At 39.9% G+C, this 10,427-nt stretch carries 7 protein-coding genes and 1 pseudogene; 2 read left to right on the top strand and 6 right to left on the bottom strand.

Annotated features, from left to right (window positions below; all coding sequences use genetic code 11):
- The 4 genes from QZZ55_RS19190 to QZZ55_RS19175 form a co-directional block, all read right to left on the bottom strand.
- On the bottom strand, nt 1–3,263 hold a 3,263-nt coding region (locus QZZ55_RS19190), incomplete at its 3' end, for a DUF4347 domain-containing protein (RefSeq protein WP_293269035.1).
- Nucleotides 3,264–3,325: 62 nt separating this feature from the next.
- A complete protein-coding gene (locus QZZ55_RS19185; protein WP_293269034.1) occupies nt 3,326–4,633 on the bottom strand; it encodes an efflux RND transporter periplasmic adaptor subunit in 1,308 nt (435 codons plus the stop codon).
- A gap of 65 nt (nt 4,634–4,698) precedes the next feature.
- Entirely contained in the window at nt 4,699–6,687 is a 1,989-nt protein-coding gene (locus QZZ55_RS19180; protein ID WP_293269033.1) for an efflux RND transporter periplasmic adaptor subunit, read from the bottom strand.
- A 131-nt stretch (nt 6,688–6,818) separates the two neighbouring features.
- The gene (locus QZZ55_RS19175) at nt 6,819–8,156 is read right to left on the bottom strand and encodes an HlyD family efflux transporter periplasmic adaptor subunit (RefSeq protein WP_293269032.1); all 1,338 of its coding nucleotides are present in this window, start codon (nt 8,154–8,156) and stop codon (nt 6,819–6,821) included.
- A gap of 13 nt (nt 8,157–8,169) precedes the next feature.
- Here QZZ55_RS19175 and QZZ55_RS19170 point away from each other — a divergent pair, with 13 nt between their 5' ends.
- Complete coding sequence (locus QZZ55_RS19170) at nt 8,170–8,412, top strand: hypothetical protein (RefSeq protein ID WP_293269031.1); 243 nt, start codon at nt 8,170–8,172, stop codon at nt 8,410–8,412.
- 236 nt (nt 8,413–8,648) lie between these two features.
- On the opposite strand, the gene QZZ55_RS19165 is transcribed toward QZZ55_RS19170, so the two are convergent.
- Nucleotides 8,649–9,263 carry a flavin reductase family protein gene (locus QZZ55_RS19165; protein ID WP_293269030.1) on the bottom strand — a complete coding sequence of 205 codons (615 nt, stop codon included), beginning with the start codon at nt 9,261–9,263 and terminating at the stop codon, nt 8,649–8,651.
- A 239-nt stretch (nt 9,264–9,502) separates the two neighbouring features.
- Between QZZ55_RS19165 and QZZ55_RS19160 the strand changes: the two genes are divergently transcribed.
- A complete protein-coding gene (locus QZZ55_RS19160; protein ID WP_293269029.1) occupies nt 9,503–9,778 on the top strand; it encodes a hypothetical protein in 276 nt (91 codons plus the stop codon).
- Nucleotides 9,779–9,942: 164 nt separating this feature from the next.
- Here QZZ55_RS19160 and QZZ55_RS19155 read toward each other — a convergent pair.
- Nucleotides 9,943–10,077 (bottom strand): annotated as a pseudogene (locus QZZ55_RS19155) (electron transfer flavoprotein subunit alpha/FixB family protein); the annotation flags it as partial.
- Between the last annotated feature and the right edge of the window lie 350 nt (nt 10,078–10,427).

Raw genomic sequence — 10,427 nt, 5'->3', positions numbered from 1 at the left:
GCCGTTTCATCTCCATTATCGACAAAGACCACATCGGCTAGTGCAATTTGGTTCTGTGTAAAGGAGGTAACAGCTACGCCTAGGTTACTCGCTAGCTCAAACTGGCCACCCGTTACTAGACTAATATTAAACACTAGACCAGAATCTACATCATCCACATCTGTGCCAGCTAACATACCACTGGTGATCGTTGTGGTAACATCTTCACTTAACGTAAAATTATTAGTTGTTATTACCGGCGCAACATTAGCAGCAGCATGATCGAAGCTTAAACTAAAGCCGTCCAATGTTTCATTTCCTGAGCCAAAACCAACGTCACTACCATCAAATAAAATACTGGCTTGCGCCTGAGTTGAGCCACTACCCAGCGTTGTTTGTGTAACATCAAGAGCAATCACATCATTTCTTGTAACACTAACCGATGTATTGCCAAGATCAGAGTCATCATCTTTTAGAGAGATCAGTAACGTACCTGCACTATGACTTTGTCCTCCAATAGTGAGATCAGATTCAAGAACATCTAACCCAAATACCTGTCTGTCTAGATCAATTCCCGCATTATCACCCTCAATTAACTTGTGCGTTTCCCCGGGAAAATCTCCACTTACCGATAAATCAATCCCAGATGTTCTTAAAAAACGAATATCGTTATCTTCAGATCCACCCGCACGGCTAAACAAGAGGTCTCCTGCTTGTAACGTGTAATCACCTACTAATACATCGCGTTCAACCAAAGAGATGGCTCTTACTTCGGTATTACTTCCTAATAGATCATCCACCAACAGATAAAAATTACCTGTTGTGTAATCGCCTACTGAATCTGGTCGAAAATAGTAAATGTCACCTCGCTCCATAGTGACTGAACCAGGCGGTGAAGCGCCATTACTGTTGAGGGTCATACTATTTTTACTGCTCAGCAACACATCACCTGCTTGCAAAGAGACACTGTTTGTCCCTCCTACCGTAATGTTGCTGCTTATATAATGAAAACCTACTGTTTCATCTTGCGAAGAGAAAAGACTCATATCAAACGCTGTGCTAAAAGTTCCGTCAGTTGTCCCTGCTCCCATAGCAAAATTGGGATCTCTTTGCTGTAAAATATCACCTTTACTGATACTGCTACCATTTAACCCGGGGATTCCATTAGATGTTCCTTCATCTCCACGAATACCTAGCCATAAGGTGCCGGTAGGTGTACTAGAAAAAGAGATTGCCGCACTACTCGGGACTGAGCTATGAACACCATCTGAAACAGCCACTTTGTAAGAGGAAGCAAGCTCTCCTCCCTCATGAACAAAGACTATTTCATTAGTGCCAATCTTATCTTGAGTAAAGCTATTTATAGAACTTGCGGTATCAGAGGCCAATGCAAAATGACCATTTTGCACATCACTCACATTAAAGGTGAGTAACCCATCTGCTGAATCAATATCGGAGGCAAGTAGATCAGAAGAGGATAACGTTACCACTTCGCCTTGGTCGACATCTAAGCTATTGTTAGCAATAACCGGACTAAAATCATCAGGAATTAAAGCCATTGCTTGTAATGCTTCGGCTTGGCTATCTAAACCAATATCGCTGCCTTCAAATACAACATTCACTTCTATATTTGTCGAGTTAGGCCCTGATAATGTAACAATATCATTCTTTGATACTGACGGAACGGGCGTATTCCCAACATTAGTTTGGTCGCTTTCAAAGGAAACGAGCAACTCCCCTTGTGTTAGATTTTCTCCCCCTACCGTATGTGTATAATTGACAAGTTCAATCGCACCTATTGCACCTGTAACACTAATTGAGTTTCCATCAACCAGCGTATTAGGCGCGCCTTTTACAGTGGTACCTTCTCCGACAGCGCTTATAGAGACTGAATAAATATTTTGATCAAATAATACCGAGCCTGCATTGTAAATAATATCGCCTATATCGAGCGAGGCCCCCCCTGCCACCAACATAGGCGCTTCCACTAGAGCAAAGTCTTCTAGATCAGTCCCTGTTGTTGTTAAGTCATCAATTAAGATTTGTGTTGTGCCAGTAGAATAATCACCCGGTGTTGTTGGTCTAAAAAGAACAACGTCACTCTCAGCAATACTTACACCGCCCATCGTCTCATTTTGATCTGTAGAAAACAGTAAATCGCCCTGCAAAAGATCAATTGAAGCAGCGCCGCTCCCCAATGAAATATTTGACATGACAAAATGAAACCCATCAATATTTAAAGTGCCATCTTGCGCTAGCGTTGATAAGTTCTGAAAAAGGCCGAGAGTTCCATTTGAAGTAGCGCCTAATGTTAAGCCAGGATCAGCCAAACTCACTAAATCACTCCCTAGCCAGCTATCCAAACCATTGGCACCACTGGGCGATGAAACATCATCAGTAGCAAACAAAAAACCTGCAGACGGTAATGCCAATGTCGATAGCCACTGTTGAACTGATACATCTGTTAACGTCACCGTCTCTATTTCACCGAAGTGAGACTCTAACTGCCAATCGCCGCCTAATGAGGAAGCACCTGTTTTATCATCACTGGCAGCAACATCTGCACCTGTTAAATGCTGCAGTGTTTGAGCAAAACTATTGCCAGCATCCGTAGCTGAAACATCACAGCCATAGAGCAACACATCGGCATTTTTTGCAAAGTTATTGGTCCATGTAGACACAAGTTCGGCTTTTTCTATCAGGCTTTCATTATCAATAAAGGTATTACCGAGCTGTACACCCTGGCTAGTACCATGAGAAATAAGATGAAGAGCATCCACTTGATCATATTGGTTAAGCACATCAGTAACTTGCTGCAATCCATCGCTATTAGCGTCTAGGTAATGAACTTGATAGCTCACAGAAGAGCTATGCGGAATTATTTGCGAAAGCAATTGCTCTTGATTGCTCACGCCGGCATCAACAATCACTAATTGAACGCTAACATCTTCGTTGAATAGCGGCCCTATCAGCTCGCCATCCAACGGTTGTAACTGTAAATCAGAGTAACCCGAAGAAAGCCCGGCAGCTGTCGCAGATGAGTCCTGAGAAAAAAGTGCTGTAACGGAGTCTATATCTAATTCAGAAAAAGCCGTTTCAGTAGGAACCTGGAGGAAAGGGAGGGCTTCATATTCATATATTTTAGGATCAGTAATTAACAGATCAACAGCCGTTTCCGCCGCCCCAAATGGATCAGCAGACAACATTATTCTTGGTTCTAAAGGTTCCAGAAGGTAAGACACCGCCATGGTTTTCTTTTTCCAAATGCGATCTGCGTTTCCCATCGTTGTATCCTTCTTTCCTACGAAAAACATCGTAACTATGCTTTCAACATTTCCTTACCCTTTTAAATTTCCCTTATTTTTTTCAACACCGCCATTTTATGCTGTTCTGTTATGTCAGTGACATCAAGCCAGATACGTGGCTTATCTGAATAACGAGATACCACCTCACTTCTAATGCCTTTTTCTGATAGGTTCTGCTGTCGAAGCGCTGCCATTTTTGCTCCATCATAGGCACCAAAGGACAAACGCCCATCATAGCTTCTACGAGGCAAAAGCATCATGCCGCTTACATCAGAACGCTTAAATTCTGACATCAATTGATGAGCCGATTTTTGATAATCATTAGCTAAAAGCACCAAGTATCCTTTAACCTGACTTACGCTCTCATCCCGCCGCTCAAAAGCATATCCTTTATTTCTAAGCATTTGCTCTGTACGAAACGCAGCTGATTCATTGTCAAATGGACCAAAGGAAAAAGCATTCGTTAAATCCACTTTTTGATCAGATGCTGATGCCCCATTTTTAGGAGTGCTCTGTAAAGCCTCATCCGCATTTAACATATTTGATTTAAGCTTTAAAACACACTTCATGCCTGCAGGAATCTTATTCTCAGGATTATCCATGGTAAGCCTTACCCCAAAGGTCCCACTTGCGGTATCACCTACGGGGTCAATAATGATCACATTGGCTTGCAACTCATTATTAGGATCAACTTCAGAAAATACGCCACCAATCATCCTTTTTTGCACTGATCCGTAATGCTCCATAGGCAGCACAGCTTCAACATGCAATGGGTTTAATTGCACTAAGCGCATAATGGGTTGATCTTCGATATACTCACCTTCCGCTTTATAAACCTGAGCAACAACACCATCCAGAGTTGAGTAGACTTTTGTTTCTTCAAGTTGCGCAATAGCTCTGGCAAGTTCAAGTTGACGCGTCTTCAAGGTATCCTTGGCCTGCTTAAGGCGCCAGTACGTCACTTTTTCAAGACGCGCTGCTTCATCTTTATTTTGAGCTGACGTTAAGTTTTTCTGTTTTAAATTATTAACTCGACGGCTTTGCAGCTTGTCATATTTTAGGTTGACTTCCTCAGCAGATATTTCAGCACTCATTTTAGAACGAACACGAGATAGCTCAACGTTAGCCTGCTCAACTCGGGAATCCAACTCTGATAAAAGCTGCCCTTTATGTACCTCTTCGCTACGTTCTACAAAAAGCGTTTTAATAACGCCAGGGACAGCAGCACTGATATCTACCGTTTTGCTCGGAATAATAACGCAATCAACAGCAGGAAAAATGGTTTCTGCATGGGATAAACTAGAAAAACAAGCCGCCAACACCATGTGGACTACAAAGCGTACCTTCATTCATAAACCTTTTTTAATTTTCGTCTAAACCAATAAGTTACCTATTAAATAAGCATAGTCTGATTTTAGTGAAAATCACTAAAATTGCGTAACCAGTTCACTTTTAACCACGTAGAAAACCTGCTCAAAAGACTGCGCTCGTGAAACACAAATTTCAACTGAGCGGTTGCTGGCTTATGCATCATCTTATTTATTTGAGGAACCGTTACTTGAATTACAAAGTGGTTACGCACTGCTGTAGTGCCACGACGATCACTGCCGTCTACTGCAATATCCCCCCCCTCAAGGCTTCCTAAATAACGTGAAGGAAGCTGGTCGCTCGCGGCAGGTACAATACTGCGCACCTCACCACGATAAACAACACCAGGGTTAGAGACAAACATGACTGAAATATGAGATAGCTGCTGACGAATTTTATCTATATCCATCTGATCAACGATGCCGGTAACCACTGCAGGCGCCTTATCATGGAGGAAACCAATAACATCTCCTCTCCTTACATAACCTCCTTGAAAATCTTCTAACCTTGAATTAACGAACACACCTTCACCCATCGCAACAAGTGTCAATTTATCTTTCTGCTCTCGTGCTTCAGATAGTTCTAACATCACCCCCTTTCGTTGATCAAACAGATCGGCTGCGGCGAGTAAATCTTTAGCCCGAACTTGATCATAACGAGCGGTTAACTCTTCAATATCTGCCTTTAGGGCAAACACTGCATTTAGTAAACTCGGGTTATCTATCTCAATTAGTTTCTGCCCTTCTAGAACTCTGTCTCCATTACGCACGTATACTTCGCTAATGAAGCCGTCCTGATTTGCTCTTAATTGTTGAGATTCATTTAAAAAAACAATTCCTGTTGTGGAAAAACTATATTGAAATTTCAGAGCCACCCCAAATACAAAAGCAATGACAAATAACCCTAAAATAACACTTGTAAAACGCTTTTTCTTTTTTTCCACCTTTGCTATTTTATAAGTACTATATACTCCCCTAACAAGAGGCAATAACATTTGCTGAACAACAACCCACGCAGCTAACAAAACCCCAAAGACAAAAAACTTCGTACTCAAATATAGCGCAATAAATATACTAATAAAAAGCCTATAGGGAATAGCTAAAAAACCATAAATAAGTAGCCATTTATATTCGTATCTGGCGATATAACTAGTAAAACCTTCTATTCCAAGAATATATTTTTTGAATAAGCTTCCGATTAACGATCTAGAACGACTATTTAAATTATAAATAGAAAGAACATCTGAAAGAATATAATACCCATCAAACTTCATGAGTGGATTAATATTAAATACCAGTGTAGAAAAACCACCAATAAAGACAATATCAAAGAGAATATCTGAGAATAATCCAACATTGTCAATAGCACACCATGACAACCATGCAATCATTGCTACAAACAACTCAACTAACATGCCCGACAGGCCAACGATCACTCTTTTATATTTTTCAGGAAAGAGGTAGCTTGATGATGCTTCTATATATGGCAAAGGAATCAGCACAAGAAAAACAATACCGCACTCTTTTGCTTGCCCCCCGAAGTATTTAAGAGAGACACCATGACCAAATTCATGAAATATTTTCAACACTGGATATATAATAAGCATACAAAGAATATTCAGCGGATCAAAAAAACGTGTACTCCAATGGAAACTAATATCACTTTCATTTAGCGGAATTAATGCCACGCTATAGAAAAAAAGAAGAATATAAAGAGTGAAAAAGTATCTATTAAATAATATGCAACCAAGTTTAGATAATTGATTTAGTATCATATCAGGATTAAACAATGGAACTTTAATCGCCATGGGTTGTTTTAGTTTTTCAACCCAATGCTTTTTCTCTAATTTATTTTCATTTCTGTACAAAACCCCCATACTTAGCAACTGAGCAATGACCGAATCTAACTCTTCTCTGTCTGCTGCCTCATCATCCACATTAAAAACTGTTTCATGAATTACTTCTGATAGGGTTTTATGACCATCAAATAAATTTATAAAATCCCAAGCCTTTTTATTACAACGAAAGTAATGCACCTGTTTAGCGTCTGTAATTAGGTACCAAGTACCTTCAGATGTATGTTGCTCAACATGTGTCATCTGTACATCCAGCTGCAGCACAGTACCCATTAAAGAACCTACACCACCTTTATTATCAATAGATGCCATCACAGCCAAAGCTTCCAGACCGTAATACGTAGCCAATCAATTAGATGATGCGATAAAACCCAAGCTAATGAATAACTACCCACATTTATTCGAGCAACCCCCTCCATGCCTGGTCGCAAAGGGCTTAAAGTAGCCTCCGGTAATTTTGCTTCCGCTAAATAGACTATTTTCCCATTCTCTTCAGAAAATAACGGGGATGGTTTTAATACTGAAATATCAAAAGTAGAACTAGGAAGTGCAGCCAATTTAAGAAGCCCTAGCTGCCCCTCTTTTATAAAGCGAATATCGGCTTCTTTCACCTTCAACATAGCACGATACTGATTTAGTGGTGCCACTTGAAACAAAAGGTCCCCTGTTGCTACTGGCGCACCTATATCACGACTTAAGTCACCTAAAATAATCATTCCGGAAATCGGTGATGTTATTTTAGTTTTATCAAGTTTCAACTTAATTTGATCAATGTTTGCTTTAGCCTGTTTTAGTTTTGCTTGAAATACATTAACACTACCGTATTCGCGATTAGCGAGTGCTTTGCGATAACCTTTCTCATACTCTTGATATAAGCCACTGACCTGAATTACATCAAGCGTTAATTGCTGACTATCTAATTCAGCAATAACATCACCCTCGCTAACAACATCACCGGCCTTTAATGTAGTTGATTTAACGAAGCCATCAAAAGGTGACACTATCGACTTTTGAATTTTACCTTCTATTATCGTGGATACAGGTATGTTGTAATCTACAGGAATTAAAAATACAGCTATTATCACCAAGAACGCTATACAATAAGCCTTTAGATTTTTTATGTTTGGTTTATGAAGTAACTCAATATAATTTTTTCTAGCTCTACCACTATTCAATGGTATATTTTCTGCCACTAGTAAAAAAGAGCAACACTGCTCCAGTATATTTTTAATATCATTTGTTGCTCTGTTGTTTTCTTCACATACTTTGTCAAAAGAGAGAATTATACTTAACTGCATATCATGAACACGCACCACTAAAATACTACCGCTATTCGCTTTACTATGTTTCTCTAAATGCGCCGCTACGTCAGGCACACAATCTATCTCATGAAGACCACCAGCTGAGAGCCCTTGTAATAATTGTTTATTAACACCAAACAACAAACCATCTAATGAAGGCAAATCTGCGCCATATGAACTGGACAATACATGTTCATTAGAATGCATCACCAATTTACACACAGTTAGAGAATGACGTTTAGCTAAATATTCAGCCGTTGCGTTAAGTAAACTTTGTTGCTCAGGAGCAGATAGGAAATGCTGTAAAATTTCATGATTCTTTTCTTGCAACGCTTGATTGTTATTCAACGATGACGATTGCATGAGTTCCGACAACCAACATATAGCCCAGTTGATTAGTCGTTTTATGGGTTCAACAGCCTCCGCTTTTACATGGATTGATAACGCTAACGTAGCCACTTCATTAGCTGAAACCTCAACAGGAGAAACGACTGTCAATGTAGATCCTGAGTACAGAGTCACCAGCGAGCCTTTTGCTTCGGCAAACGTTAAGCTATCCAGCAATTGCTTATCTTGCTTACTTAGTGTTGGCCAGCTTACATAAACATCCTCTCCATCTTCTGTGTATTTCAAGATTGCACTTCTAGTGTCTGGTACCATCCGACACACTAAATCTAGCCACTTAACATATAAGGACAAATGTACTACTCACTTTTCTACATAAATCTTCATGAATATGCTCTCAAATTAACTATAGCTGATTCGCTCATATCTGCAGTAATCAGCTATAGAGGTCATGTAAAAACTCAATACATTGATTGAAGAAGTTAAATACTCATATTAGCCAGGTCTTGGGATGTTCAGAACCTTTCCAAAAGTCGTGTATTCACTTCCTCCGAGACGGCCGATAGGCTCAACCGCAGTAGCATTGATATTTATTCGGCCATTCTCACTAACCGCTACGACAGAGTCATCCAACCAAACCTTTTCAATCAATCCAAAGATCAAATGCTGCCCGCTATTACCCATACTTTTCTCTTCATAGAAACTACAAGACATCGCTATTTTTGGGCCCACCACTCGCGGTAACGCAAAACCATCCACATGGGCGGTCTTTAACCCACATAAATCAACTTCGGATTGATTCTTATCTAATACAGTCGAACTTTTTGTTACCGACTCAGCCAAATCTTCTCCTGCTATATGAATGATAAAGTTTTTGCGCTCTAACACATTTGTGTAAGTATCTTTTTCTGATCCATCTGGTTTTTTGCCCAACGAAATCATCATAATGGGAGGGTCACTGCATACAGCTGAAAAGTAGGAAAATGGTGCTAAGTTATATTGCCCATCGTCATGCTCAGTTAATATCCATGCAATTGGTCTGGGTATTATGATCTGTGTCAATACATGGTAAACAGAGTTCATACTCATTAAGTCTAATTCTAAAATCATAAAACACCTTCGCAACAAAAAGATAAACTATTATTTATCAAACAGATAAGTTAGGTTTTTGCATTTTATTTAGCGCCCGCAACATGAAACCCTGAACATAGACCTTTCCTTTTCATGAATATAAATACCCTTAGTATTATAGATCAGTCTCTCTCTATCAGAATATACTAATGTTGTCTTACAGAGGGCGAGTAAAGAGACTCACTCGCTACCAACCGATCAACGATGGAGGATACACCATGTTAACTTACGAAGAATGCCTAGCGATGTGTGATGTAACACAAGACGAAGTATCAGCGATTGCTGAGCATGAGCATGTTGACCCAATCATTGCATTGGCTATCGGCCAATACCTATGCTGCCATGAGGGAGAGCACATGATTAAAAAAATCATTATCGATGATATTAATCATGCTGAAAAAGTAGGTAATACAGAACATGCTGAAGTACTTAAAAAAGTACTATCACATTTTATTGCTACACACCCTGAAGGGTCTGAAAGCAACGCTGCTTAAGAGTATATTACAAAACTGGCCGCCTTCTGACGGCCAGTCTATTATATAAAAAAACCCGGACAAGCCGGGCAAAGAATCCGGACAAACCGGACTACAAGCAAGAAAAAAGTGCGCACTTAGCGCACAAAAACGGTAAGGCCATGTCAGGCTTAACCAGAGGGAAACTAGAGCTGCTGTTTAAACTGTGGAACAGCATCGAAAAAATCTGCAACCAGCCCATATTCTGCCACTTGAAAAATAAGGGCTTCTTCATCTTTGCTTATGTCTACAATTACTTTTCAATCGTTCATGCCCGCTACCCTTCAATCCAAAGATAAGCACTTACGAGCCTTCACAAACACATAGGTACATTCCCCTATATTAACGATATTTATCATTTATTCAAGACATCAGCCTTAACCTAAGGTCTAGATTAGTCAAAAAGCAGTTTATAATTGTACGGGTTTTTACTTATAATGTATTTCTAATAAAAAATAATGGTCTCCGCTTGGAAACCTGATACATAAAACAACTGAGGGAGAAACAAACCGTGGAACGCGAATCGATGGAGTTTGATGTTGTCATCGTAGGCGCTGGGCCAGCTGGACTATCCGCAGCCTGTCGTTTTATGCAAATGGCAAATGAACAAGAGCAAGAACTCACCGTATGT

The organism is Neptunomonas sp., from assembly GCF_016744175.1.
In the GTDB taxonomy this organism is placed as follows: Bacteria; Pseudomonadota; Gammaproteobacteria; order Pseudomonadales; family Balneatricaceae; genus Neptunomonas.
The sequence above is the reverse complement of the archived record's forward strand: the minus strand, read 5'-3'. Positions and strand labels throughout refer to the sequence as shown.

What these genes read in the sequence shown, in the direction of transcription:
- QZZ55_RS19185 (WP_293269034.1), bottom strand. Translation starts at nt 4,633, where the DNA reads ATGAAGGTACGCTTTGTAGTCCACATGGTGTTGGCGGCTTGTTTTTCT.
- QZZ55_RS19165 (WP_293269030.1), bottom strand. Translation starts at nt 9,263, where the DNA reads ATGATTTTAGAATTAGACTTAATGAGTATGAACTCTGTTTACCATGTA.
- QZZ55_RS19160 (WP_293269029.1), top strand. Translation starts at nt 9,503, where the DNA reads ATGTTAACTTACGAAGAATGCCTAGCGATGTGTGATGTAACACAAGAC.
- QZZ55_RS19170 (WP_293269031.1), top strand. Translation starts at nt 8,170, where the DNA reads ATGAGTTCCGACAACCAACATATAGCCCAGTTGATTAGTCGTTTTATG.